We start from the raw sequence: 25,863 nt of genomic DNA, 5'->3' as shown, positions 1-25,863 counted from the left end.
TCTCCAAATATTACATTATTTAAGTATTTTAAATAAATCTTTTATCATATTCTCAACATGTGTTCCTCTCCAATATACTTTTTTACAATGTTTGCAGTATTTAAAATTATTTATGGTTAAATATACATAATCTGGAATAAATTCTCTGTAGTTTTCTTTTTCCACTTGAATAAGTTTAGAATTACAAATTATACATCTTGAAAACATTTTTGAAATATTTATTTTTAGCTTTAGTTTCATTACTAAAAATCTTAATTGTGATTTCCAATTCTCAGATTTTATGAATAAGATATTATATTTATTGTATAATGATTCATAAAATTTCGTGCTTTTAGTTAAAACTATATAATTACTATTTTTGGAAACTATTTTTTCCAGTTCATCATATGTAATATTATTATAATATATTGTATTAAATCCTAAAATTCTCAGTTTTTTAGCTAATTTTCCCAATGGCATATCAAGAATAAAATTTTCATTCATAAGAATATTATACTATAAAAATCTTAAATTTTTAACAATAATACCAATAAATTAAAATTATTTTGATATAATTAGGTGGATTTTATTTGAAGGAGGCAACCGAATTGAAAATAGAAATGATAAAAGAACTTTTACTTATTACAATTGGCACATTTATTAATGCAATAGGATGGACTTTGTTTTTAATACCCTGGAAAATTGTTGGTGGGGGTTTAAGTGGAGTCGGTACTATGATATACTATATTACAGGTATCCCGGTTGGCATTAGTTATTTATTAATGAATATTGTTCTTCTTTATATTGCAATGAAAATTATTGGTAAATCATTTGGATTTAAAACAACATATGGAATTTTAAGTTCATCACTATTTATTACAATTTTACAAAATTATTTCCATTCTCCAATTATATACGATCAATTTTTATCTACTGTAATTGGTGGAATATTATTGGGTAGTGGAGTAGGCATAGTATTTCTTGCTGGTGGAACCACAGGTGGAACAGAAATAATAGTTATGATTATTAACAAATTTAGAAATATCAGCCCTGGAAGAACTATGTTTTTATTTGATATAATAATTATTGGAAGCTCTATTTTTATTTTTGGTTCTTTTGAAAAAATCATTTATGGTTATGTAACTATGGCAATAGCAGGTTATGCTACTGATCTTGTATTAGAAGGAAAAAAGTCTTCTGTTCAATTGTTTATTTTTTCAGAATTTTATGGCTATATAGCAGATGAAATCACAGAAACTCTTGGAAGGGGAGTTACCGTAATCCAGGGAACAGGTTGGTATACAAAGGAAAATAAGAATATTATATTGACTATAATAAAAAGAAAAGAATTACCTATAGTATTAAAAATTATAAAAAAATATGATAAAAATGCATTTATTTCAATGTCTTCTGCTGCAGGTGTTTTTGGTCAGGGATTTGAACAATTAAGGATATAAGATTTTTTGTTAAAATGTAATAATTTTTTATATAATGAAAATTATAGTATAATAGAGGAGGAAGAAATATGTATGATTTTGTTGTTATAAAATACAGTGAAATAGGTACCAAAGGGAAAAATAGAAAGATATTTGAAAGTAAATTAATGAACAATATCGTTCTTCAGTTAAATCATAGCGTAAAAGTAAAAAAAATTTATGGCCGAATTATAGTATTCCCAAAAGATAATATAAAAATAGACAAAAAAATGCTATATTCTTTAAAAAAGGTATTCGGAATTAAATCCATTTCGCCTGCTATTGAGGTCGAAAAGGACTATAATGATATCAAAAATAAAATTATATGGTTATTAAAAGAGAATCATGTGGAAAGTGGAACATTTAAAATAGATGCAAGACGAACCGATAAGTCTTTTCCTATTAGAAGTTTTGATTTAAATAAAAAATTAGGAGAAGATATACTTAATGAGTTTAATAAGCTAACAGTTGATGTTCATAAACCTGAATATTTAATTAAAGTTGAAATAAGGCAGGAACTTTCGTTTGTATATTTTGAAAATATCGAATGTTTTGCCGGATATCCAGTTGGTGCAGGTGGAAAAGCAAGTATTATGTTATCTGGTGGAATTGATAGTCCTGTTGCTGCATGGACTATGATGAAGAGAGGATTAAAATTAAATGCTATATCATTTTATAGTCCACCAAGTAATGGGGAAAAAACAATTTTTAAATTATTAGAGTTAAGTAAAAAATTAAGTGAATTCTATCCATTTAATTTTTATCATTATATAATACCGTTTACTGAAGTACAAATGGCTATAAAAAAATTGAAAAAAGATAGTTATTCTTTGATAATGCAAAGAAGATCTATGTTGAGAATAGCTTCAAAACTTGCATGGCATACGGGAAGTGCTGCATTGATCACAGGTGAAAATTTAGGACAGGTAGCGTCGCAAACACTGGAAAATATGATTACTATATCTGAAGCTACAGATATGCTGATTTTGAGGCCGTTAATAGGATATGAAAAACTTGATATTGTTAGAAAGTCTAAAGAAATAGGCACTTATGATATTTCAATTCTTCCTTATAAAGATAGTTGTGTTGCGTTTTTACCTAAGAGTCCTGCAACCAAATCATTTGTGGATAAAATAAAGTTAATGGAAAATAAAATTGAAGATATAAAAACTTTAGAGTTGAATGCATTAAATAATAGTCTTGTTTATATTATAAAAAATGGTAGTATTATTGATAATTATGTTTTTTCAGAAAAAGAGGGATTAAATAATGAGTAAATTTGTATTATTATTAAAACAGATAATATTAACCATATGGTTTTATATAGGTTTTTTTGGATATGTTGTTATATATGGATCATTAGTCTTATTAATTTCGAAAATAGTTAAAATAATATCAGGTGAAAAAAAAGCTGATGTTTTTTTAAGAAAGGTAGTTTCGAAATTTGGTGAGAGATCCTTTAAATTAATGGGAATAAGTGTTATTGTAAAAAGTGATTATGATTTAAACAAGTTAGAAGATGAACCTTATATTATTGTGGCCAATCATCAAAGTCTGCTTGATATACCTTTGATTATTGGCTATGTGCATCCAGTAGGATTTATTGCAAAAAAAGAACTGGAGAAAGCACCTATAATTTCATCTTATATAAAAGCTTTAGGATCAGTTTTTATTGATAGGAAAAATCCATCTCAAGCTGCAAAAGCACTTAGAGAATTAAAGAAAAAATTGAATAATGGAAATAAATTAGCGCTTTTTCCAGAAGGCACGCGAACCTTAGATGGAAAAGTCAAACCATTTAAGAAAGGATCTTTAATGATACCATATCGATATGGAATTAAAATTATTCCAGTATCTATTGATGGGACATATCAAATAATAAAAAAAGGAGACTATTTTCTAACTCCACATGAGATAAAAGTGAGGATCTTTGAACCGATTAATCCAAAAAATTTTGAAAATGAAGAGTCTTTGAGAGATTATATATATCAATTGTTATCAAAAGAAGTAAATTAAATTATTTTTTTCTGTTTAAAGGAAGTGGTTTTATGTTTAAGAAAGTGGACGTTATAACTATGGGGTTGGATAAGGTTTCAAATTCTCCAGTTGTGTTTTTAAGAATAGAACATACGCACATAGGTATTCCTATCTGGATCGGAGCCTGTGAAGCGACTTATCTGGCATTGGCTATAAATAATCAGGAAACTCCAAGGCCGTTAACACATGATCTTCTATTAAATATTTTAGAAAAAGAAAATTATTTTTTAAAAAAAATTGAAATAACTGATATGAAAAATGATATCTATTATTCAACAATTTATTTAGAAAAAGATGAAGATATTATTACTTTTGATTCAAGACCATCTGATGCTATAATTTTAGCTGTAAAAAATCAAATTCCAATATATGTAAGAGATAAAGTTGTTATGGATAATGGAATAGATCTTTCTTTTATACCAATTGATGATCAATATAATGAAGATTCTGAAATCAAAAGAAAAGAATTCAAAGATTTTCTTGAAAATTTTGACATTGATACAATAAAGAAACATTTTTTCGATGAAGGGAATGAAGATAATGAAAATAAATGATTTTAAGGAATTTTTTGATAGAAAATCAAAACGATTTTTTATATTTTTAGATATAGACGATATAATAAAAAAACCTCTTGAATATTCTTTCTTTTCTGGTGGGAAAAGATTACGTCCATGGATAATTTACAATATTGGTCGATATTATAATGTGGATGAAGAAAAACTTCTAAAAATAGGTTTTATAATTGAAATTATTCATACAGCTTCATTAATCCATGATGATTTACCTGCAATAGATAATAGCGAATATCGTCGTGGAAATAAAACAAATCATAAAAAATTTAGTGAATGGCAAGCTATTTTGACAGGAGATCTTGGTTTTATTTTACCATTTAAATTATTTTCTGATTTTGATATTAATGAGTCTTATTTATTAAATAGTTTTTTTTCAGAAACACTGTTAAATCTTATTGAAGGTGAAGCATTAGATGTGGCCTTTGAGAAAAAGTTGCTTAATCCTTCAAAAGATGATATAAAAAAAATGTATGTAAAAAAAACTTCTTCTTTATTTGAATTTTCTTTTGCGTGTATTCCACTGATACTCAATAAAAATGATGATTTTAAGTTATTAAAAATTGCTGGAGAAAATTTTGGGGTATCTTTTCAAATATATGATGATATAAAGGATAAATTTGGAAATTTTGAAGAAGTTGGCAAGAACTTGAATAATGATATAAATAAAATTACCTTTTTAAATATTTTTTCTGTTATGGAAGCAAAAAAATATGCTGATAGTTTATTTAAAGAAACATTGTCTATACTTTCAGAATTAAAAATTTTCAAATTCATCGAATATTTAGAAGAAATAAAATCTATTATTGAAAGGAAATAGATATGGCAAAAAAGAAAAAAGAAAAAAAAGAAAAAATCGAGAAAAAAAGAAAAATAGACTTTAGAAAGATTTTTGGTGGATTAAAAAATATTAACTTTAAAAAGTTGATAAATAATCTGTTATATAACATTAAAAACTTCAAGCATCTTGAAAGAAAAAAAAAGATAAAAATGCTTGGAGGTTTTTTGCTTATTATTTTAATATTTATAGGTTCTTTTTTAATAATACCACGTTTTGCTACAAGGAAATTAAAAATAGAAAGAAATGCAAAATCAGCTTCCATATCAAATTTATTTTTATATGTTCCACCAGATGCTTTTCAATATAAAAAAACATTTACAATAAGACCTTTAAAAGAAAATTCTGCTGAATATCAAAATCTAAAAACTATGGGCAATTTTTATGGACCTATTTATACAATAATTCCTGATGATAATAAAGAAGAATCTTCATTAAAACCAATAAAAATAAAATATCGTATTCCCATGGATCTTTATTATGGTGATTCATTCAATAATTTTTCTATAATGTATGCATCGGATGACGATCCTCCTATTATAAAAAAATTATCTGGTTGTGAAATTTTTAAAGATGAATCATTGGGTACATATGTGGTTCAGGCTAATACATTCCATTTTTCTAAATTCGGATTGTATGTTGATCCTGCACCAAAAGAAGTTTCCTTTGGTTTAAAAACTTTAATTGAAAAACCGCCATCTCTAGAGCCTGATCTTTTATTGGTGCCAGGTGTAGATAACAATTTTTTGGGGTTCGTACCAAATACACAGTCTATAAATAATATATATGGTGAAAATGTCTGGAGTTTGTATTTTCCTAACAGAACTATATGGTATTATAAATATCCATTATTGGAAACAAAACCTAAGAGTTATATGGACGCTTTTTTTGGTTATTTTATCAGAACTGGTTCAAATAGTTATCTTGAATTTGAAGCAGAAAGATTTGCACTTGAGTTAAAAACAAAACAAAATAAACAATTTGACATAATTACACAGGGGATAGGAAGTTTGATTGTGCGTTATGCTTTAGAAAAACATCCTGAAATAAAAAATGTTAGAACTATTAGTATGTTCTCACCGCCAAATAAGGGAATAAATACAGTAAATCCCATTTATTTTAATATAATTTATAAAAAAAGTCCAGAAATTATAGAGTTGACTTATGGATTAAATAAAGAAGAATATAATTCTTTATTTTTGAATATTTCTTCTAAAATGGATCTTATTTCTGCGTATTACAAAGAACTTTTGCCAGACTCTGATTTTATAAAAAAAATAAATACTTTACCCAGAAGAAAGGATATAAAATATTATATTTATACTGGAACCATTCCTGATATAAATATTCATATAAAAAATACAAAATTAGCAACGTTTTATCCAGAATTCATAAATGGTTATGGTGATGGTCTTGTGACTATTGAAAGTGCTAAATTGGATGGAGCTAAATTTTATACATTTGAAATACCATATAACAAACTATTTTCTGATAATGATGTTCTGAAAATATTACAAAAAAATTTATCGCTTGGAATACAAAAAGTAGCTGTTCCAGAAATAAAGGATGACAGTTTTCCTGAAACCAAAAAAGCAATTGAAGAAACAAAAGTGAAAGAAAAATTAAAAAAAGAAGAAATTTCTAAAATCTTTGAAAAACCTCAAAATTATGAAAATATTAAACTGTTGAATTTTTCAGAACAATTATTATATTTGGAAAATATAATATATGGTAAAATATACAATTTGAATGGAAATATATTGATAGCATCAAATAAAGGTGTATTTGATACTGATGGAAATAATATTTTAAATAAAAATGTTCTCGGAAGTCTTGAGTATAAAAATAGATTGTATATAACGACTAATGATGGAATATATGCTATTGATAATAGTTCTTATGAATTTATAAAGATAAGAAATATTGATTTTAATATACATGATAATGTTTTTTATTTACCAGAGATAAGAAAATATATATATGTTGATTATAGTAATGGATTAGCCAAAATTTATGAAAATAATAATCTTATAGCTGATAAAGTGATATTTAATTCTTTAAAAGTTTTAAATAATAATTTTTACTTGGTATTGGGAGATAAAATATTAAAAAGGACAAAAGACAAATGGGAAACAGTTATAACCAAAAATGGAATTAAAAATATAATAAATACCGATTTTGGTTATTTTACAGATTATTATTCCCAATCATATTATATATATTTATTAACTTCTGATTATAAATTAATAGTTTATAATACAAAGAATCATAAAGTTCAAATACTTGGTAATACTGATGTTGGCAAATTCAAATTGATTGAAAATAATAATAGATTATGGGTTTTTGACAGAAATTATGTGACGTATATTGATTTGGAAAATAAAATTTTTCCTGGAAAATACCAATCAATTTCAGATTATAATATAATAGATGTAGCTACTTATAAAAAAGATTCTTTTTTACTTTTGATAAAAAAAGATAGGGGATTTGAATTATGGATAACAGATTACTAAAAAAGCTTTTTTTCATTCTGTTTTTATTTACAACATTAATAAGTTTTTCTCAAACCTTTTTAGATAAAGCTGAAGTATATTATTTTAATGGTAAAAGCGCTTTTCAAACTGGAAATTATAAAAGCGCAGAGCTTTTTTTTGAAACAGCATTAAAATTTTCTGCTGAAATAGAAATAAAGTATCCTGATATAAGATATATGTTAGGGTGGACAAAATTTTATTTAAGAAAATATGACGAAGCAAAGAAATATTTAAAGTATTATACTGACGATCCAAAGGTTTCTCTTGCATTAAAAAGTATTGAGGCTGGAAATATTCGTGAAGATTTGCATTTTAAATCTTTGAAATTAGATTCTACTGTACAATCGACAGAATCAACGTCTAATAATAATTTAAAAATAGGAGTTATTTATTACATTATTGTAGCTTTTGTTATATTGCTAATTGTGATAATAATGGGATTTTTGATTTACTTTTTTGTTTTTAGAAAATATTCATTTGTTACAAGTCAACCTATAAAAGGAAATATTGATGATATTGTTAGAATTGAAGAACCCAGTGAAGAAGAACCTTCTATTCCGGTAGAAGAAATATTGGAAGTAAAAATTGACGAATTAGAAGAGTTATGGGATGAATATGAAAAAATGAAAAAGAAAATGGATATTGAAGATGATGAAAATAATGAGAATTTTGAACAAATTAACCAAAGAGAAACTTTACAAGCAATTGAAACAAATCTCGAAGAAATAAATGTTGATGAATTGTTAGATGAAGCTTCAACTGAAGATATTAATATAGATATAGAAGATGTATTGGAAGAGGAAGAAGTTCATAAAACTGTTAAAGGTGAAATGAACGAATCTGAAAATACTAAGGACGAAACAATTTCTGAGGAGATAGAAAATGAAGAGATAAAAGAGGTTAATGATAATATTGAAATTGAAAACAATGTAGAGGATGAAAATATCGAATCATTTATTCAAAAAGAAAAAATGACAAGCCTGGATGAAATTGAAACAATTAAACCAAATATTGATGTTATCACTAAATATAATAAAATAATGTCTGAACCTGAAGGAAGCATAATTGTATCTAATATTAAAGGTTTAGGAAGTTTAGATAAAATAGACGAGGAAGTTAAAAAGAAAGGAGGATTATTTTCAAAAGGAGATTTGCACAATATTTTCAAAGAAATTTTTGCGGAGAAAAACAGAGATTCTTTAATGATAGAATGATGGAGCGGGCGACGGGACTCGAACCCGCGACCCTCAGCTTGGGAAGCTGATGCTCTACCAACTGAGCTACACCCGCATTCACAATAAAGTATTATACCATTTTTCAAAAAAAATTTCAAGGGGGTCTAGTATGCAGGATAAATTATTTAAAATTACACTACTAATTTCCATCCCTATTATGTTTATTTTATTAATATTTTTATTGCCAAAAGTGTTTTCTGGAAATTTAATTTTAAATCCAGTATTAATATCAATTGGACCTTTTCAAATTAGATGGTATGGTTTATTGATAGCTACAGGAGTATTTTTGAGCATTTTTTTAGCGAATGATACTGCAAAAAAATGGAATATTTCTGAAAATGATTTATTTAATGCTATTATAATCGGTCTTATTTTTGCTATTATCGGTGCTAGATTATATTACGTTATATTTAATTGGGATATATATTCAAAGTTACCTTTTTCAGAAATATTTAAAACATGGCATGGTGGCTTGGCGATTCATGGAGGTATTTTGGGAGCGTTACTTTCTGTATTTTTATATACTAAGATGAAAAAAAACCTTACCTTTAATTTTTTAAAAGGGCTTGATTTAATGGCTCATGTTCTTCCGTTAGGGCAGGCAATTGGTCGATGGGGCAACTTTTTCAATTATGAAGCATATGGTAGTCCTACCGACTTGCCCTGGAAAATGTATATACCATATTCATTCAGAATGCCTGGATATGAAAATTTTAAATATTTTCATCCGACGTTTTTGTATGAATCTATATGGGATCTGGTAATATTTTTATTTTTATTTTATTATGCAAGAAACAAAAAGAAATTTGATGGAGAAATAATATCGTTGTATTTAATTTTATATTCTTTAGGAAGAGCATTTATAGAGATTTTAAGAACAGATTCACTAATGTTTTTAGGAATGAAAGTTGCAGTATTAATAAGCATTTTATTTATAATATTTGGAGTATTTTTATACTTTTATTTAAAAAAACAAGCTGTATCTTCAAAAACAAGTATCAAAAAATCACATTAAAATTAGACAAGAAATATTCACTAATTAAGGAGGGAAAATATGAAAAAGGCATATATAGGAAAAGCTATGGATATTGAACCAATTACATATGACGATGGTATAAAAGTAAAAAAGGCTCATAAAAGAGTATTAATAGGAAATAAATTAGGAGCTCCAAATTTTGTGATGAGATTGTTTGCTCTGGAAAAAGATGGATATTCCCCAAGGCATTCACATAATTGGGAACATGAAGTTTTTGTTTTAAAAGGGAAATTGGAAGTATTTGATGGTGAAAAATACGTTGTTGCAGAAGAAGGGGATTTTGTATTTGTTCCGCCGAATGTAGAACATCAGTTTAAAAATATAAATGATGGTGAAAGTCAGTTTATTTGTGTAATACCAAAAAGTGGAGGAGAGTAATAAGTGAGATTAATAGATACCCATTGCCATTTGAATCTTATAGAAAATAAAGAAGATATAATAAAATCATTTAAGGAAAATAATGTGAATTTTGTTATTGAAGTTGGTATAGATATTGAAAACTCATTTAAATCTTTAGAATTAGCTGATAATCATAAAAATATATATTGTGCTGTAGGAATACATCCCAATGAATCAAAAAAATTATCAAATAAAGATTTTGATACAATTAATATATTAGCGAAAAATGAAAAAGTTGTTGCTATAGGTGAAATAGGACTGGATTATTATAGAGAATATACTACAAAAAACGAACAATATTATTCATTTGTAAATCAATTTAATCTGGCTAAAGAAAATAAATTGCCTGTGATTTTACATATCAGGGATGCATACGATGATGCATTTAATTTAATAGTAAATGAAGGAGTTAATGAAGATTTAGGTGTTGTTCATTGTTTTTCATCTGATTGGAAAACAGCAAAGAAATTTTTAGATTTAGGTTTTTATATTGGAATAGATGGCCCAATTACATTTAAAAACAATTATAAATTAGTTGAGGTTGTAAAAAATACTCCTGTTGAATATATATTGCCAGAAACAGATTCTCCTTTTTTAACTCCTGTCCCTTTTAGAGGTAAGAAAAATAATCCTATTTATACAAAATATATAATAACAAAAATAGCTGAGATAAAAAATATTAATCCTGAAGAATTATCGGAAATATTTATAGAAAATGCTAAAAAACTTTTCAAGAGAATAAAAATATAATAGCCTTGCGGCTATTATATTTTTATTTTATGATATGATATAATATAGGTTCTCTAAAAAGTCTCAAATGAAACGAAGACTCGAAGATTGTCCGTACACGCTACCGCGGGTATTGGTTTAAATATTTTTGATTTTATAAAAAATCTAAGTGTGAATGAAAGCCGTCAAAATTATATGGATGTAATGCCGGCGAAACAATACACGATGTTATTGTTTGAGTGATGGCTGAAAATGAATAATTTTAAGGATAATCGCTGTCTGAGTGAATTTGTTTAGACGTTCTAATATTTTTGTTTTATGATATAATATTATAAAAAAGAGAAATGAGGGATAATGTGAAAATATTAAAAAAACAGAGAAACAAAATTTATACTATTAGCTTAATAGGAGAATTTACTCTTTATGATGTTCATGATTTTAATAATGAAATTTCTGAATTTATTAGAAAAAAAGATATAACAACTATTATAATGGATTTTTCCGGACTCACAGCAATAGATAGTACTGGAATTGGTCAACTAATTTCTTTTCAAAAGAAGTTAAATGAAAAAGGAAAAGAATTGATATTGATTAATATGGATGAAAAAATTCAAAAACTTTTTGCCTTATTAAAGCTACAGGAAGTTTTTAATATACAAAAATAAATAGGAGGTTTGTTTATGAAAATATTAATTTTTTTTATTGCTATAATGATTTCTTTATTAGGGGTATTTTTTTCTTCAATTCCAGTTCTTCCTATTGTATTAGAAGCTTTAGCAGCAATAGTTTTTTCTATGATATTTGAAAAAGGAAAATGGTTATATTTGATTTTATTTTTTGTAGTTTTTATACTTGTTGTAATTAATTATATGCCGTCCTTTGAATTTGTTCTAACTATAAAATAATTGAATCGGAGGGGTATTAATGCTAAAAACTTTAAAATTTGTTTTTGAAAAGGAATTAAGGCAAAAATCGTTTTATTTGATTTTTATTTCGATTTTGCTCTTTCTTCCGGGAGATCTAGGAAATTTATTTGCAGTACTATTTGCATCAACTTTATTTACAAAAGAACTTGAAAATAAAAATTTTTCTCTTATGTCAACTCTTCCTGTATCAAGAGCTGATTTATATTTGTCATATTATATATTTGGAGCAAGTTTTTTATTGTTTTCAAAAAGTATTTATTATGGTATAACAAATAATTCTGATTTTTATGGTCTTTTTAGTTCGCTACTTTTTTTTGCTTTTTTTTATAGTTTGAGTATTTTATCTTCAATAAAAGGATTAGGTGGTATTTATATTCCAATTTTTGTATGGTTGATTGATTTGTTTTTAAAATCTAATAATTTAATAAAAGATTATAGTCTTGTAATACAAAAAAATGTGTTTATAAATATATTATCTACTTTTTTGTTTTTTTCTACGATGATTATTTTCCATTTTTCGGATTCTTCTAATTACACAAAAAATAAAAATAAATTATTTACCATAATAAGTTTAGTATTTATTTTAATTATAATATCGTGGATTATAATAAAATCATTGAGGTGAAATTATGATAGAAGTTATAAATCTGGAAAAATCATATGGGCCAAAACCAGCTTTAATTGATGTGAATCTTACAATAAATCCAGGAGATATATACGTGTTGGTTGGACCGAACGGTGCTGGGAAAACAACAACTTTAAAATGTATATATGGAGATTTAAAGCCTGATGATGGTGAAATTCTTATTTTCGGAAAAAAATTGAATAAATTCAGAAAGAGAAATATTTCGGTTTTATTGGAGGATAAAGTAACTTTTAAAGGATTATATCCATATGATTATGCTGAATTATGGAAAATTTTATACCCTAATTGGAATGATAAAAAATATAAAGAATTAATGATGGAATTTAAATTGCCAATAAATAAACCTGTACATGCATTTTCTTCTGGTATGAAAACGCTTTTTTATATAATTCTAATGTTTTCATCGAGGCCGAAAATTATGATTTTAGATGAACCTACACAGAATATTGATCCTGTAAAAAAGGATAAGATCCTTAAAATGCTTAAAGATTTTGTGTCAAATAAAGAAAATATCGTTATAATGTCTACTCATCATATAGAAGAAGTCGAGTTAATAGCCACCAATTTTGCAATAATCAATGCAGGAAAAACAACTTTTGAAGGTAATATAGAAAAAGCTTTATCAGAACATAAAATTGTAAAACAAAGTGAAATGACAGAAGAAATGGAAATAATTACACCGCTGGATGAAGGAATTCTTGTGAAAACTGATGAAAATATTGGTAGAAATCCTGACTTTAGAGAAGTTGTTTTAGGATATTTAAAAAAATAACCCATATTTTGGGTTATTTTTTTTATAGGTACTTGTAAATAATAAGTTTTTTATGTTATAATATGATTATCAAAAAAATACTTATTATTAAAAATTAATATTTAAGTTTCTTGTTTTTTACATTATTTTTTAAGGGAGGGATAGTATGAAGAAGTTTTTATTGGTATTACTACTTATTGTATCTCTGTTAGCTTTTTCTTCTAAGGTTTTAGTTGTTGGAACTACTGACAAGATTAGAACTCTTGATCCGGCAAAATGTTATGATTATTTTTCAAGCAACATTCTTCAAAATGTTTTATCAGGTCTTGTTGATTATGAAATTAACACATCAAATTTAATTCCATCATTAGCTCAAAAGTGGGAAGTTTCTCCTGATGGGTTAGTTTACACATTTTATCTTAGAAAAGACGCTAAATTTGATGATGGAACACCTATTGATGCATCAGTGATGAAATATTCCATTGATAGGGCTATGAAATTAAATGGAGACCCGGCATTTTTATTAACAGATATTGTTGAAAGTACAAAAGTAGTGGATAATTACACATTCCAAATAAAATTAAAATATCCATTTTCTGCTTTTGTATCTGTATTAGGATATACAGTTGCATGGCCTGTAAATCCAAAATTATATCCGGAAAATGCTTTTTATGAAGGAGCACCTTCATCATCTGGTCCATATAAAATTACAGAATGGATTAGAGATGTAAGAATTGTATTGGAAAAGAATGATAAATATTTTGGTCCAGCACCAAAAACAGATAAAGTAGTTATTACTTTTTATGAAAGTGCTGCAACACTTAGATTAGCTCTCGAAACAGGGCAAATTGATATAGCATTTAGACACCTTGATCCAAGGGATATTAATGATTTAGAAAACAATCCTAATATAAATGTTTTAAAAGGTAGTAGTCCTCAAATAAGATATTTAGTATTAAATACAAAACAAGCACCTTTTTCAAATCCTTTAGTCAGAAAAGCTATAATGTATGCAGTTGATAGACAGAGAATTGTGGATGATGTTTTTGTTGGTCTTGCTCAGCCTTTGTATTCAATGGTTCCAATGGGGATGTGGAGTCATAAGGATGTATTTCCAGAAAGGAATTTAAGAGCTGCTAAAAGATTATTACAGCAGGCTGGTTATTGGACAGATAAACCTTTAACCATAGATTTATGGTATTCTCCTACACATTATGGAACAACAGAAGCAGATGTTGCTCAGGTATTGAAAGAATCATTGGAAGAAACGGGTATTATTAAAGTAAATATTAAATATGCAGAATGGTCTACATATGTGGATTATTTCTTGAATGGAACAATGGGTTTATTTTTATTAGGTTGGTATCCAGATTATATAGATCCTGATGATTACTTGTGGCCATTTTTGAGTATAAATGGTGCAAAATCCATGGGTAGTTTTTATGAAAATCCTGTTACAGAATCAATTATGAAAGCTGCAAGAATATGTGTTGATCAAGAAGCAAGATCAGAACTTTATGCTCAAACTCAAAATCATTTAGTTGTTGATGTTCCGAATATTCCTTTATGGCAGGGAGTCGCTGTTGTTGCTTCACAAAAGAATATAAAAGGTGTATTGTTAGAACCAACACAAATTTTCAGGTATTATCTAATCGAAAAGAAATAATAAATTCCCCGCCAGATGGCGGGGTTTTTAAAAGAGGTGATAATTTTGTCCTTAAAAGATTATATATTTACACGTATTTTATTGGCTATTCCTATGATGTTTATATTATTAATCGTAATATTTTTTGTTTTAAGAATTATTCCTGGCGACCCGGTATTAGCTATTTTAGGAGGTAAAGCTCCACAGGAAGTTATAGAGCAAAAACGCCATGAATTGGGTCTTGATAAACCTATAATAATTCAATTTTTTGATTATGTTGGAAATTTATTAAAAGGAGATCTTGGGAAATCTACACTTACATCAAGACCGGTATGGAATGAAATAAAGGATAGATTTCCTGCAACCGTTGAATTAACCTTATTTGCTTTCATTGTTGCAGTCTTAATAGGTGTTTTTTGGGGAAGTACTGCAGCGGCACATCGCGATGGAATTATTGATGTTACTGCAAGAGTATATGCTGTTTTTATTTATGCTATACCTGTTTTCTGGTTTGGATTGATGATGCAATATTATTTTGGTATGGTTTTAAGGTGGCTTCCAGTTGCTGGAAGATTATCCCCTATAGTATCTTTAGATACTAAAACGGGATTTTTCCTATTAGATTCTTTGATAACTGGGAATTGGGAAGCTTTTATTGATGTATTAAAGCATTTATTAATGCCTGGTATAACATTGGGATTAGTTATTTCGAGTATATTTTTGAGAATGGTTCGAAATAATACAATACTGATGTTATCTCAGGATTTTTCTACGGCCGCAAGGGCACGAGGAATCAGCCAAAGGAGAATATTATATAAACATGCATTAAAAAATGCTATGGTTCCTATATTAACTGTTATGGGACTTCAATTGGCTATTTTATTAGCTGGTGCTGTTTTAACTGAAACAACGTTTTCGTGGCCTGGGCTTGGAAGTTATCTTGTTATGAAAATAAGATATAGAGATTTTCCGGCTATTCAGGGAACTATAGTGTTTTTTGCGTTTTTCGTCATTGTTATAAGTATTGTTGTTGATATAATAAATGCATTAATTGATCCAAGAGTCAGATATTGAGGTGATATTATGGAAGAAAAATTTTATTCTCATAAAATATCTTCTTTTTTTAAGGAGTTATTTAAAACGGGGACTGGATGGATAACGTTTGCTGGCGCTATGATTTTAATATTCTATATTTTAATGGCTATTTTCGCTCCTCAATTAGCTCCATATAATCCAATTCAAAGGGTTGGGAGAGCTTTAAGTGCCCCTGACAGCCAATTTATTTTCGGAACAGATAATCTTGGCAGAGATATATTTAGTAGAATATTATATGGCGCCAGAATAGCTTTATCCATAGCTTTTATTTCTGTTGGTTTTGCATCATTATTTGGAATACCACTGGGATTATTATCTGGATATATCGGAGGACCTTTTGATAGAGTTTTAACGCTGATAATGGATGCAATATATTCTTTTCCGGGATTGATTCTAGCAATAGCTATTGCTGCAGTATTGGGTCCTGGCATGATTAATATTGCTTTATCAATCGCTGTTGTTTATACACCGACTTATTTTAGGGTTATAAGGAATCAGGTATCCAGTATAAAAAATGAGCTATATGTCGAAGGTGCACGAGCGATAGGAGCAAAAAATTGGGAAATATTATTTAAGTATATATTGCCTAATGTATTGCCTTCAGTGGTTGTTGTTCTTTCTATGAATCTTGCCGATGCAATTATGACAGAGGCTGGATTGAGTTTCCTGGGTTTAGGAATAGCTCCGCCTACTCCTGATTGGGGGTATGATTTAAGCAATGGGCAGAGATTTGTTTTATCAAGAGCATGGTGGGGAATATTATATCCTGGTATGGCTATAATAACAATTGTTCTGGGTTTTTCATTATTTAGTGAAGGACTTAATGAACTATTAAATCCTACCATACGTGAGAGAAGGTGATGTTGTTGATATTGCAAATAAAAGATTTAAATATAAATTATGAAGTTAAACGTGGATATGTCAGTGCAGTTCAAAATGTGAATATTACGTTGTCTGAAAATGAAACATTAGGGTTAGTTGGTGAATCAGGATGTGGAAAATCCACACTGGGAAAATCATTGTTAAAAATACTACCTAAAAATGCAAAGATTTTAGGAGAAATATTATTTAAAAATAAAAATATAGCAACTTTCAATGAAAAAGAAATGAGAAAAATAAGAGGCAAGCATATTTCGATGATTTTTCAAGATCCTATGACTTCGCTAAATCCGATTATGAAGGTAAAAGATTTATTTCTGGAAACAATAAAAGCTCATTATTCTGAAATTCCCGAAAAAGAAGCTTTAGATATGTCTGCAAAAATTCTATCAGATGTTGGTATAGATCCTATAAGGATGAATGAATATTCCTTTCAATTTTCTGGTGGTATGAGACAAAGAGTTATGATTGCACTTTCTTTGGTTTTAAAACCTGAAATAGTTGTTGCAGATGAACCAACTACTTCTTTAGATGTTATTGTTCAGGCACAAATAATGGAAGTATTAAAAAAACTCAAAGATGAGCATAAAATGTCAATGATTTTAATAACACATGATCTTGGGGTTGTTGCAGAATTGGCTGATAGAATTGGTGTTATGTATGCCGGTCATCTTGTTGAATTAGCAACTGCTGAAAAAATATACTATGAGCCAAAACATCCATATACTCAAGCTTTATTAAAATCAATACCAAATACAAATATAGATGATAGAGAGTTAAAATATATACCTGGGGATCTTCCGAATCTTGTTAAACCACCCAAAGGATGTAGATTTGCATCACGTTGTCCATATGCAAAAAATATATGTCATGAACAGGTGCCTCCAGATTTTATTGTAGATGAAACAAGAGTTAAATGTTGGTTATATGAGAAGGTGAAAATATGAATGAAGTTTTAATTGAAGTAAAGAATTTAAAAAAATATTTTCCTTTGAAAAGAAGTATTTCAGAATTTTTAACAGGAAAAGAGCAAAAATTCGTAAAAGCTGTTGATGATATTTCTTTCATAATAAAGAAAGGCGAAACACTTGGATTGGTTGGAGAATCTGGTTCTGGAAAAACTACTACTGGAAGAATGGTTTTAAGATTATTGGAACCAACATCTGGAACAATAAAAATAGATGATATTGATATTACTTCACTAACTAATGAAGAATTAAGAAAATTCAGAAGAAAAATTCAGATAATCTTTCAGGACCCTATGGCGGCTTTAAACCCTTATATGAAAATAGGAGAAGCTATACGACATGCTCTTCAAATACACAAAGTAGGAAAAAATTATTCAGAACAGAAAAAAATTGTTTATGAAATTATGGAACGCGTGAATTTAAAACCCGCTGAAGAGTATTATAATAGATATCCGAGAGATTTATCCGGCGGGCAAAGGCAAAGAGTTGTTATAGCAAGAGCTCTTGTTTTAAAACCGGAATTTGTTGTAGCAGATGAAGCAATTGCTATGCTTGATGTATCAGTTCGTTCTCAGTTATTGAAATTAATGATAGATTTAAAGGAAGAATTTAATTTAACTTATTTATTTATTACTCATGATTTGGCTACAACAAAATATATATGTGATAGAATTGCCGTAATGTATCTTGGAAAAATTGTTGAAATTGGAACTTTTGAGGATATATATAGAAATCCCGCGCATCCTTATACCAAAGCCTTAATTTCAGCAGTTCCAGAACCTGATCCTAAATTAAAAAAGAAAAAGATAATTCCTAAAGGTGAGGTGCCAAATGCAGTAAACCCACCTAAAGGGTGTAGATTTCATCCGAGATGTCCTTATGCTATGGATATTTGTAAAGTTGAAGAACCAAAAACAATAAAACTTGATAATCAACATGAAGTGAACTGCCATTTATTTAATAAGTAACCCCCGTTTTGCGGGGGTTATTATAATTTACATTTCATTACAAAATTTTAGAATGCAGAATGAACTAATTTTATATTTTCTTTCTTAATATATCCATTTCTTCTAAATCAAGGTCAACCTTCACAATTATATTTGGATTTGCTGTTTCTATTATCTTTTCTTCCTGCCCTTTTCTCATTTTTATCATTTCTGGCATTATAATTTTTATAGGATCACCTGTAGGCTTTATAATTTCAACTTCTTCGCCTGTGGAAATTTTACTTCTTATTTCCAGAATGCTTTTTCCATCGCGACTTTTTCCAATTGATTTTGCAACAATTTCATGAGTTTTATTGTATGATGATGAATCATAATTCTGTCCATCTACACCTGGATTTCCAAAGTAAAATCCTTTTGTATATTTTCTATTACTTACAGAATTGAGATATTCCATCCATTCTGGTTTATATTTATAATTTCCAGAATAGTATAAATCAATTGCTTCTCTATAAACCTTTGTTACTATGGCGCCATAATATATGCCTTTCATTCTACCTTCAATCTTTAAACTATCAATACCTGTGTCTAAAATCTGGTCTATAAATTCTATAGTACAAAGATCTCTGGAATTCATTATAAAGGTTCCTCTTTCATCTTCAAAAATTGGATAATATTCACCTGGACGTGTTTCTTCAACTAAATTATACTTCCATCTACATGGTTGAGCGCATGCACCACGATTCGCATCTCTTCCTGTTAAATAGTTACTCAACAAACATCTTCCGGAAATAGACATACACATAGCGCCGTGGATAAATACTTCTAATTCCACATCGGGAACTTTATCTCTAATTTCTCTAATTTCTTTTAATGATAATTCTCTTGCTAAAATAATTCTTTTTGCTCCCATTTCTTTCCAGACTTTTACACTCATCCAATTTGTATTGCTTGCTTGAGTACTTACGTTGATTTCTAAATTTGTATTATCTCTTACAATTTTAAAAACGCCTAAATCAGCAACAATAACAGCATCAACTCCAACTGACTCAAGAAATTTTGCATAATCAGCAACTTTTTCTATTTCATTGTTATGAGCGATTATATTTAGGGTAACATATATTTTTTTTCCAAGTGAATGTGCATAATTTGCAGCTTCAATAATTTCATCATTTGAAAAATTCCCTGCCAATGCTCTTAAATTGAAAAATTTTCCGCCAAGGTATGCAGCATCTGCACCGTAGCGGAAAACCATTTTTAATTTTTCCATATTACCAGCAGGGGAAAGTAATTCGACCTTTTTCATTATCTTTCCTCCCGTTTGTTTTTAATTAATTTCAATTAATTCAATTTCAAATGTTAAATCTTTTCCAGCAAGTGGATGGTTTGTATCCATTTTTACTATTTCATCAGTAACTTCAAGGATTTTTGCTAAAAATACATTTCCTGTAGAGTCACCTAATTGTACAGTTTGTCCCAATGCTTCATCAATATTTGGTGGGAAGCTCTGTTTTGGTAATTCAAATACTTTTTCTTCAGAATAATCACCATATGCTTCTTTTGATGGGATAGTTACAGTCTTTTTTTCACCGATTTCCATACCTATGATTGCTTCTTCAAAACCGGGTATTACCTGTCCTGTTCCCAGTGTGAATTCTAAAGGTTCTCTTCCATTTGATGTATCAAAAACGCTTCCGTCATTTAATGTTCCTGTGTAATGTACTTTTACAGTATTACCTTTTTCCGCTTTCATAATTATTCCGCCTTTCTCTTTTTTTCTTTTGCTTTTGAAATAATAGGTTTTCTACCTCTCTTTTTCTTTTTAAATGCCTGTAATATGATCTCTGCTTCTTCAAAAGGTACAGTCATAAATGAAAATTTGTCAAGTATTCTTACATCTTTTAAATATATATTTTGTATATTTGTATATTCTTTTATCATATTTTTTAGTTTTTCTATAGTTAAATCGTCGTCTCTTCCAAGGGCTACAAATAATCGTGTTTTTCCTTTTTTATCAATAGATGATACTTCTTTTATTTCTCTATAATTTCTTTCATCCAATTCATCCTGAAATGCATATTTTAATACTGCAGCTAAAACCTCTTCAGGATTATTATTTTCAAGCATTTCTTTGGATAAAGACAGGTAATTACTATATGCATTATGCTCTAAGATACTGTTTATTTCACTTTTAATTCTAAGTTTTTTTGTTTCAATTACATCTTTTATTTTTGGTATTGGTTTCTTTTTAATGTTGCTTTTTGAAATACGTTTAATAAATAATAATTTTCTGTATTCTTCTGGAGTTACAAATGTAATAGCTGTTCCCTCTTTTCCAGCTCTTCCAGTTCTTCCTATTCTGTGAACATATGATTCTGGATTTTGAGGTAATGAGTAGTTTATAACATGGGTTAAATCATTTATATCTATACCTCTTGCGGCAACATCTGTTGCAACCAAAATATTTGCTCTTTTAGATTTAAATTTTTTTAATATGCGCTCTCTTTGATATTGAGAGAGATCACCGTGTAATGCTTCGGCGTTATATCCTCTGTCAATAAGTCTATTTGATACTGTATCTACATCTACCTTTGTTCTACAAAAAACCAGTCCGTAAAAATTTGGTTCAATATCAATTATTCTGCATAATGCTTCAAATTTATCCTGTTCAGAAACTTCAAAGTATATTTGTTCTGTTAATTCGGTGGTTAATTGCTCGGGTTTTACAGATATTATTTTATAATTTTTCATATGTCTTTTAGCTAATGAGATAATTCTTGATGGCATTGTAGCAGAGAAAAGTAATATTTGCCTATTTTCAGGAGCTTTTGATAAAATTTCTTCAACATCATCTATGAATCCCATATCTAACATTTCATCAGCTTCATCAAGAATAAAATACCTCACATGACTTAAATCCAGGGTTTTTCTTTTAATATGATCCAAAACCCTTCCAGGAGTTCCAACTACAATATCAATGCCTTTTCTCAACCTATTAATTTGATTTTCTATAGATTGACCACCATAAATAGGAAATACAGTTAGTTTATTATTTCCTTTTAATGAATTAATTTCTTCAGCGACCTGAACTGCCAATTCTCTTGTTGGAGTTAATATTATAGTTTTTACTTTTTTAGATGGTTTTAATTTTTCTATTAAAGGCAGTCCAAATGCAGCGGTTTTTCCAGTTCCGGTTTGTGCCTGGCCAATAATATCAACATCCTGTTTCAATAATAATGGTATTACTTTTTCCTGGATTGGGGTAGGTTCTTCAAAACCTTTCTTTTTTAATGCTTTTAATGTTCCTTCAGATAATCCTAATTCTCTAAACTTTTCTAATTTTACCATTTTCAACCTCTTTCCACAATAAATTTTTCAGGTATTCCAATGCAAGGACATACCCATCGAGTCCTAACCCTGCTATTTGTCCATCACATACAGGGGCTATTACACTGTATTTTCTAAATTCTTCTCTTTTATATATATTAGAAATATGCAATTCAATTTTTGGTATGTTTAAAATTTCCAGAGCATCCCTAATTGCATAACTATAATGTGTATAAGCTCCTGCGTTGATAATTAACCCTTTGAAATCCTCTTTTTGAAGACGGTTGATTATATCTCCTTCAACATTTGATTGAAAAATTTCGATATTTATTCCATTTTTTTTTGACCAGAGATTTATTTTATCAATTAAATCTTCATAAGTGAATCTACCATATATATTGTTCGGGCGTTTCCCTAACATATTAAGGTTAGGACCATTAACTATTAATATCATATCATAAATCCCCCTTAAAATTTTTTATAATTTTTATTCTTAACTCAAACTTTCCAGTATTGTTACTACAAATAATTTAAAATATCTATTTTTTTTAATTCTACATTTCCCACAGTATTAATTATTGGAATTGTAATTTGATTTTTGAATATTATTTTTTTATCATGTAAAATAAATTTTTTTAATTTATTTATATTAATATTCATATTATAAATATTTTCCGGGATAATTTCTTCAAGAAAATCCAGGATTAGTTTTTTATCCTTTATATTAGGTCCAAATAATTCAATTTCTTTCTTTATTCCCCATCCTACAGCCAAACCATGTGATATACCTGTAATACTTTCAAACGAATGACCAAATGTGTGTCCTAAATTCAAAATTTTTCTTATGTTATTATCAAAAGGATCTTTTGATACAATTGACAATTTTGTTTTTACAGAAAATTTTATTATATCCATGATTATATTTAAGTTCCTTTTTTTTATTTTTTTTATATTATCTAAAAATAAAGATATATTTCCATCTATAATCGCTAATTTGAATGCTTCGATTATTCCCTCATAATAATTTTCGTTTTTTTGAGATATAACAGTTAGTGGATCTATAATTACTTTATCGGGGACTTTAAATGTACCTATAATATTTTTTATATCTTCAAAATTTATAGCATTTTTTCCACCAAGAGCAGCATCTACTTGGGATAAAAGCGTTGTTGGATAAAATATTGTTTTTATTCCTCTTTTGAATGTACTGCCTATAAATCCTATTAAATCTGTAACTGTTCCTCCGCCAACTCCGTATATAGCATCTTTTTTGTTTATATTATTTTTAATTAAATACAGGTATATTTTTTTTACATTTTCAATGTTCTTGATTTTTTCGCCATTTTCCAAAATATACGGATTAATAAAATTATTTCCATATATTTTATTCACAATTTCACTTGTAAAAATGTTTTTTTTATCTTTTAAATCTTCAATTCCCTTAACTTTAAAAATTATTTTTTGAAAATCATTAACTATTTCTGAAGATTTTTTTTCGCAGATTTCATACAATATTTTTGCTGTAGATTCATAAATATCGAAATTTTTTAAATCAATTTTTTTAAAATTTTCATATAATTCTTTTCTTTTATTCCATATATCATATAATTTATATTTTCCATTTTTTAATAATGGTCTATTTTCTGTATCTATTCTTTTTAATAATATTTCAATTGGCACATACAAAAAAAGAGTTTTATGTTTTTTCAATATTTCTCTGTTTTCTTTTTTTAAGATTATGCCGCCACCTGTAGAAATAATGGCATCTTCATTTTCAGTTTTTTTCAATATTTTAGTTTCCACATCTCTGAAATATTCTTCACCTTTTTGAAGAAATATATGATGGATTTTTTTTCTTTCAAGTTTTTCTATCTCTGTATCTATATCTATAAACTTTTTATCTAAAATATCGCTTAAAATCTTACCAAGGGTCGTTTTTCCAGATCCCATCATTCCAATTAAATAAATTGGCATTATTATACCTCCTGATTATATCATTTACATTATCATTGCCGAATCTATCTAAAATACTTTCCATTAATATTAGAGATAAAGCATTCTCGAATATTACAATACTTGCTGGGACAACAGTAACATCAGATCTAATATAAGGAGCCTTTGTCTCCTGTATATATTCCAGATCTATGGAATTTAATGGTTCTCTGAGTGTGGGTATTGGTTTTAAAAATACTGTTATTTCAATGTTTTCACCATTGGTAAACCCAGCCTCTATTCCACCGGCGTTATTGCTTTTTCTTCTTATTTTGTTGTTTTCGATATAAAACTCATCGTGATATTCTTTTCCAGATAGAGAGAAATCCGTATTTCCTATAATTACTCCTTTCACTGAAGGAATAGCCATAAACAGTTTTCCAATTTTTGAATCCAACCTTTCAAATATTGATGAATATCCTCCAATTCCAGGTTTGACATTTTTAGCAATCACTTTTATCAAACCGCCGAGAGTATTACCAGATTTTTTCATTTTGTCTATGTATTTTTTTATATTATTGGAAATTTTTCCATCTTCAGTTTTCAATTCTCCTATTCTTTCTATATAAGCTGAAATTTTTATATTCAAATTATCCAGAAATTGTCTGGCAATATTACCTATTGCAGTTAAAACTACTGTCCATCTTGCACTGGTTCTTTCAGTATATATATTTAAATCCGGAAGTTTATATTTCATATATGCACTATAATCACCATGTCCGGGTCTTGGTACTTTTCGAATATTTTTTTCAGTATTTCTTCCTTTATTTTTTATTAATATTGTTAATGGAGCGCCAGTTGTATATCCTTTCCATATCCCTGATATTATATTAACTTCATCCCTTTCAATTTTCATTCTTTCTCCACGTCCATATCCATTTTGACGTTTTTTTAAATCAGTATTTATCTTATCCATATCTATTTTTAATCCTGCTGGTATTCCAATAAGAGTTCCTATCATAAATTCTCCGTGGGAATCTCCAGAAATTATAAAATTCAATATCATCGCTCCTTTAAAGATATTTATTTTATTAAATTATATCACATATTACATTAAATAGATAAAACAAACTTTTTTCTGAAGAGAATTTAATTGTATTAATTAAGATGTCTAAAAAATCAAATTCACTCAGGCAGCGATTATCCTTAAAATTATTCATTCTCAGCCGTCGCATCGATTTTTCATCCATGAAAAAGCTTCACTCAAAAAAACATCCTGTTTTTTTGACGTCTTCCATTCACTCTTAGATTTTTTATGATAAAAAATCTAAGGGAAAAAGATTTATAATTATATAATAAAAATTATTTTTTCCAATTACCCTCTGTAAGCGAGCGATAGCTCAAAAGTTTTTTTATTAAAATCTAATTTTTTAATCCAATAACCCACCGTAGGTGTGTTAAGGGCAATCTTCGAGCCTTCGTTTCATTTGAGACTTTTTAGACAGCTTATATATTAATATTAAAAAAAAAGGTTCTGAATGAACTTAAATAATTGTATTTGTTTTTAATGACAAATAAATTGAAAAAATAGAACTATGAAAAATTTTTCAAAAATGATATAGTATATTGGAATAAAGAGCGAATTCAATTTAGAGAGAGGTAGCCCAGAAAACAAAGTAAAAAATAAACCAGAGGAAAGAAAAGGGGACAAAAAAGTAGAAAATAAAGATGAAAAATGAAATAAAGACAAAAACAATCAATGAGAAATACAAATGAGAGTATATACTTAAAATAAGTATTGTGTAAAAATATGTATATATCAAAGAAAGAAATACAAATAATGGAAAAAACTAAAAAGAACTAAAAAACTTAGACGCTTTAATTTTAATAAATTTGGCAGACTTAAAAATATAAATAAA

26 protein-coding genes and 1 tRNA gene are annotated in these 25,863 nt (G+C 27.8%); 19 read left to right on the top strand and 8 right to left on the bottom strand.

Translation table 11 applies throughout. The features are described 5' to 3' along the window. Positions 1-15: 15 nt before the first annotated feature. Positions 16-483: a Mut7-C RNAse domain-containing protein gene (locus XO12_RS07445; RefSeq protein ID WP_175420025.1), complete on the bottom strand. Its 468-nt coding sequence runs from the start codon at positions 481-483 to the stop codon at positions 16-18. Between the two features lie 104 nt (positions 484-587). Between XO12_RS07445 and XO12_RS07440 the strand changes: the two genes are divergently transcribed. From XO12_RS07440 to XO12_RS07410, 7 genes are all read left to right on the top strand, one after another. Then, positions 588-1,436 (top strand): YitT family protein, encoded by an 849-nt coding sequence (locus XO12_RS07440; RefSeq protein ID WP_156166180.1) that lies wholly within the window; start codon positions 588-590, stop codon positions 1,434-1,436. Between the two features lie 68 nt (positions 1,437-1,504). Beyond that, positions 1,505-2,731 (top strand): tRNA uracil 4-sulfurtransferase ThiI, encoded by a 1,227-nt coding sequence (thiI, locus tag XO12_RS07435; protein ID WP_175420024.1) that lies wholly within the window; start codon positions 1,505-1,507, stop codon positions 2,729-2,731. After that, positions 2,724-3,470: a 1-acyl-sn-glycerol-3-phosphate acyltransferase gene (locus XO12_RS07430; RefSeq protein WP_175420023.1), complete on the top strand. Its 747-nt coding sequence runs from the start codon at positions 2,724-2,726 to the stop codon at positions 3,468-3,470. The genes thiI and XO12_RS07430 overlap by 8 nt, the downstream gene beginning before the upstream one ends. Positions 3,471-3,502: 32 nt before the next feature. Then, entirely contained in the window at positions 3,503-4,045 is a 543-nt protein-coding gene (locus XO12_RS07425; RefSeq protein WP_047266394.1) for a bifunctional nuclease family protein, read from the top strand. After that, the gene (locus XO12_RS07420; RefSeq protein ID WP_175420022.1) at positions 4,023-4,880 is read left to right on the top strand and encodes a polyprenyl synthetase family protein; all 858 of its coding nucleotides are present in this window, start codon (positions 4,023-4,025) and stop codon (positions 4,878-4,880) included. Before XO12_RS07425 ends, XO12_RS07420 begins: the two co-directional genes overlap by 23 nt. Before the next feature lie 2 nt (positions 4,881-4,882). After that, positions 4,883-7,411, top strand: a complete 2,529-nt coding sequence (locus XO12_RS07415) for a hypothetical protein (RefSeq protein ID WP_175420021.1) — start codon at positions 4,883-4,885, stop codon at positions 7,409-7,411. Continuing rightward, positions 7,393-8,646, top strand: coding sequence for a hypothetical protein (locus tag XO12_RS07410; protein ID WP_047266396.1), 1,254 nt, complete (start codon positions 7,393-7,395; stop codon positions 8,644-8,646). Before XO12_RS07415 ends, XO12_RS07410 begins: the two co-directional genes overlap by 19 nt. Here XO12_RS07410 and XO12_RS07405 read toward each other — a convergent pair. Next, positions 8,647-8,722: transfer RNA gene (locus XO12_RS07405), tRNA-Gly, on the bottom strand. Positions 8,723-8,776: 54 nt separating this feature from the next. Here XO12_RS07405 and lgt point away from each other — a divergent pair. The 12 genes from lgt (at position 8,777) to XO12_RS07345 (ending at position 18,709) form a co-directional block, all read left to right on the top strand. Further along, entirely contained in the window at positions 8,777-9,682 is a 906-nt protein-coding gene (gene lgt / locus XO12_RS07400) for a prolipoprotein diacylglyceryl transferase (protein WP_047266397.1), read from the top strand. Between the two features lie 39 nt (positions 9,683-9,721). Continuing rightward, positions 9,722-10,081 (top strand): cupin domain-containing protein, encoded by a 360-nt coding sequence (locus XO12_RS07395; RefSeq protein WP_047266398.1) that lies wholly within the window; start codon positions 9,722-9,724, stop codon positions 10,079-10,081. A 3-nt stretch (positions 10,082-10,084) separates the two neighbouring features. Further along, on the top strand, positions 10,085-10,852 hold the full coding sequence (locus XO12_RS07390; protein WP_047266399.1) for a TatD family hydrolase: 768 nt from the start codon (positions 10,085-10,087) through the stop codon (positions 10,850-10,852). Between the two features lie 335 nt (positions 10,853-11,187). Then, the gene (locus tag XO12_RS07385; RefSeq protein ID WP_052913263.1) at positions 11,188-11,496 is read left to right on the top strand and encodes an STAS domain-containing protein; all 309 of its coding nucleotides are present in this window, start codon (positions 11,188-11,190) and stop codon (positions 11,494-11,496) included. Between the two features lie 15 nt (positions 11,497-11,511). Continuing rightward, positions 11,512-11,736, top strand: a complete 225-nt coding sequence (locus XO12_RS07380; RefSeq protein WP_047266400.1) for a hypothetical protein — start codon at positions 11,512-11,514, stop codon at positions 11,734-11,736. A 19-nt stretch (positions 11,737-11,755) separates the two neighbouring features. Next, positions 11,756-12,382, top strand: coding sequence for a hypothetical protein (locus XO12_RS07375; protein WP_047266401.1), 627 nt, complete (start codon positions 11,756-11,758; stop codon positions 12,380-12,382). A gap of 4 nt (positions 12,383-12,386) precedes the next feature. Beyond that, the gene (locus XO12_RS07370) at positions 12,387-13,175 is read left to right on the top strand and encodes an ABC transporter ATP-binding protein (protein ID WP_052913264.1); all 789 of its coding nucleotides are present in this window, start codon (positions 12,387-12,389) and stop codon (positions 13,173-13,175) included. 145 nt (positions 13,176-13,320) lie between these two features. Further along, entirely contained in the window at positions 13,321-14,820 is a 1,500-nt protein-coding gene (locus tag XO12_RS07365; protein ID WP_047266403.1) for an ABC transporter substrate-binding protein, read from the top strand. Between the two features lie 45 nt (positions 14,821-14,865). Next, the gene (locus XO12_RS07360; protein WP_047266404.1) at positions 14,866-15,873 is read left to right on the top strand and encodes an ABC transporter permease; all 1,008 of its coding nucleotides are present in this window, start codon (positions 14,866-14,868) and stop codon (positions 15,871-15,873) included. Between the two features lie 9 nt (positions 15,874-15,882). Continuing rightward, complete coding sequence (locus XO12_RS07355) at positions 15,883-16,755, top strand: ABC transporter permease (RefSeq protein ID WP_047266405.1); 873 nt, start codon at positions 15,883-15,885, stop codon at positions 16,753-16,755. A gap of 2 nt (positions 16,756-16,757) precedes the next feature. Beyond that, positions 16,758-17,720: an ABC transporter ATP-binding protein gene (locus XO12_RS07350; protein ID WP_175420042.1), complete on the top strand. Its 963-nt coding sequence runs from the start codon at positions 16,758-16,760 to the stop codon at positions 17,718-17,720. Continuing rightward, positions 17,717-18,709, top strand: a complete 993-nt coding sequence (locus XO12_RS07345) for an ABC transporter ATP-binding protein (RefSeq protein WP_047266406.1) — start codon at positions 17,717-17,719, stop codon at positions 18,707-18,709. Before XO12_RS07350 ends, XO12_RS07345 begins: the two co-directional genes overlap by 4 nt. Positions 18,710-18,779: 70 nt before the next feature. On the opposite strand, the gene XO12_RS07340 is transcribed toward XO12_RS07345, so the two are convergent. The 6 genes from XO12_RS07340 to XO12_RS07315 form a co-directional block, all read right to left on the bottom strand. Next, positions 18,780-19,991 carry a U32 family peptidase gene (locus tag XO12_RS07340; protein WP_175420020.1) on the bottom strand — a complete coding sequence of 404 codons (1,212 nt, stop codon included), beginning with the start codon at positions 19,989-19,991 and terminating at the stop codon, positions 18,780-18,782. Between the two features lie 21 nt (positions 19,992-20,012). Further along, entirely contained in the window at positions 20,013-20,438 is a 426-nt protein-coding gene (locus XO12_RS07335) for a peptidylprolyl isomerase (protein WP_175420019.1), read from the bottom strand. 2 nt (positions 20,439-20,440) lie between these two features. After that, positions 20,441-22,033: a DEAD/DEAH box helicase gene (locus XO12_RS07330; protein ID WP_175420018.1), complete on the bottom strand. Its 1,593-nt coding sequence runs from the start codon at positions 22,031-22,033 to the stop codon at positions 20,441-20,443. Beyond that, a complete protein-coding gene (gene aroQ, locus XO12_RS07325) occupies positions 22,011-22,466 on the bottom strand; it encodes a type II 3-dehydroquinate dehydratase (protein WP_047266410.1) in 456 nt (151 codons plus the stop codon). Before aroQ ends, XO12_RS07330 begins: the two co-directional genes overlap by 23 nt. A 65-nt stretch (positions 22,467-22,531) precedes the next feature. Further along, positions 22,532-23,986 (bottom strand): shikimate kinase, encoded by a 1,455-nt coding sequence (locus XO12_RS07320; protein WP_175420017.1) that lies wholly within the window; start codon positions 23,984-23,986, stop codon positions 22,532-22,534. Next, complete coding sequence (locus tag XO12_RS07315; protein WP_052913265.1) at positions 23,934-25,004, bottom strand: chorismate synthase; 1,071 nt, start codon at positions 25,002-25,004, stop codon at positions 23,934-23,936. Before XO12_RS07315 ends, XO12_RS07320 begins: the two co-directional genes overlap by 53 nt. Positions 25,005-25,863: the final 859 nt, after the last annotated feature.

It is taken from the genome of Marinitoga sp. 1154, assembly GCF_013363285.1.
Taxonomy (GTDB): Bacteria; Thermotogota; Thermotogae; order Petrotogales; family Petrotogaceae; genus Marinitoga.
The sequence above is the reverse complement of the archived record's forward strand: the minus strand, read 5'-3'. Positions and strand labels throughout refer to the sequence as shown.

Excerpts from the sequence above, each read along its gene's own strand:
- XO12_RS07445 (WP_175420025.1), bottom strand. The coding sequence starts at position 483 with ATGAATGAAAATTTTATTCTTGATATGCCATTGGGAAAATTAGCTAAA.
- thiI (WP_175420024.1), top strand. The coding sequence starts at position 1,505 with ATGTATGATTTTGTTGTTATAAAATACAGTGAAATAGGTACCAAAGGG.
- XO12_RS07430 (WP_175420023.1), top strand. The coding sequence starts at position 2,724 with ATGAGTAAATTTGTATTATTATTAAAACAGATAATATTAACCATATGG.
- XO12_RS07425 (WP_047266394.1), top strand. The coding sequence starts at position 3,503 with ATGTTTAAGAAAGTGGACGTTATAACTATGGGGTTGGATAAGGTTTCA.
- XO12_RS07420 (WP_175420022.1), top strand. The coding sequence starts at position 4,023 with ATGAAGATAATGAAAATAAATGATTTTAAGGAATTTTTTGATAGAAAA.
- XO12_RS07415 (WP_175420021.1), top strand. The coding sequence starts at position 4,883 with ATGGCAAAAAAGAAAAAAGAAAAAAAAGAAAAAATCGAGAAAAAAAGA.
- XO12_RS07410 (WP_047266396.1), top strand. The coding sequence starts at position 7,393 with ATGGATAACAGATTACTAAAAAAGCTTTTTTTCATTCTGTTTTTATTT.
- lgt (WP_047266397.1), top strand. The coding sequence starts at position 8,777 with ATGCAGGATAAATTATTTAAAATTACACTACTAATTTCCATCCCTATT.
- XO12_RS07395 (WP_047266398.1), top strand. The coding sequence starts at position 9,722 with ATGAAAAAGGCATATATAGGAAAAGCTATGGATATTGAACCAATTACA.
- XO12_RS07380 (WP_047266400.1), top strand. The coding sequence starts at position 11,512 with ATGAAAATATTAATTTTTTTTATTGCTATAATGATTTCTTTATTAGGG.
- XO12_RS07375 (WP_047266401.1), top strand. The coding sequence starts at position 11,756 with ATGCTAAAAACTTTAAAATTTGTTTTTGAAAAGGAATTAAGGCAAAAA.
- XO12_RS07370 (WP_052913264.1), top strand. The coding sequence starts at position 12,387 with ATGATAGAAGTTATAAATCTGGAAAAATCATATGGGCCAAAACCAGCT.
- XO12_RS07365 (WP_047266403.1), top strand. The coding sequence starts at position 13,321 with ATGAAGAAGTTTTTATTGGTATTACTACTTATTGTATCTCTGTTAGCT.
- XO12_RS07355 (WP_047266405.1), top strand. The coding sequence starts at position 15,883 with ATGGAAGAAAAATTTTATTCTCATAAAATATCTTCTTTTTTTAAGGAG.
- XO12_RS07345 (WP_047266406.1), top strand. The coding sequence starts at position 17,717 with ATGAATGAAGTTTTAATTGAAGTAAAGAATTTAAAAAAATATTTTCCT.
- XO12_RS07340 (WP_175420020.1), bottom strand. The coding sequence starts at position 19,991 with ATGAAAAAGGTCGAATTACTTTCCCCTGCTGGTAATATGGAAAAATTA.
- XO12_RS07335 (WP_175420019.1), bottom strand. The coding sequence starts at position 20,438 with ATGAAAGCGGAAAAAGGTAATACTGTAAAAGTACATTACACAGGAACA.
- XO12_RS07330 (WP_175420018.1), bottom strand. The coding sequence starts at position 22,033 with ATGGTAAAATTAGAAAAGTTTAGAGAATTAGGATTATCTGAAGGAACA.
- aroQ (WP_047266410.1), bottom strand. The coding sequence starts at position 22,466 with ATGATATTAATAGTTAATGGTCCTAACCTTAATATGTTAGGGAAACGC.
- XO12_RS07320 (WP_175420017.1), bottom strand. The coding sequence starts at position 23,986 with ATGCCAATTTATTTAATTGGAATGATGGGATCTGGAAAAACGACCCTT.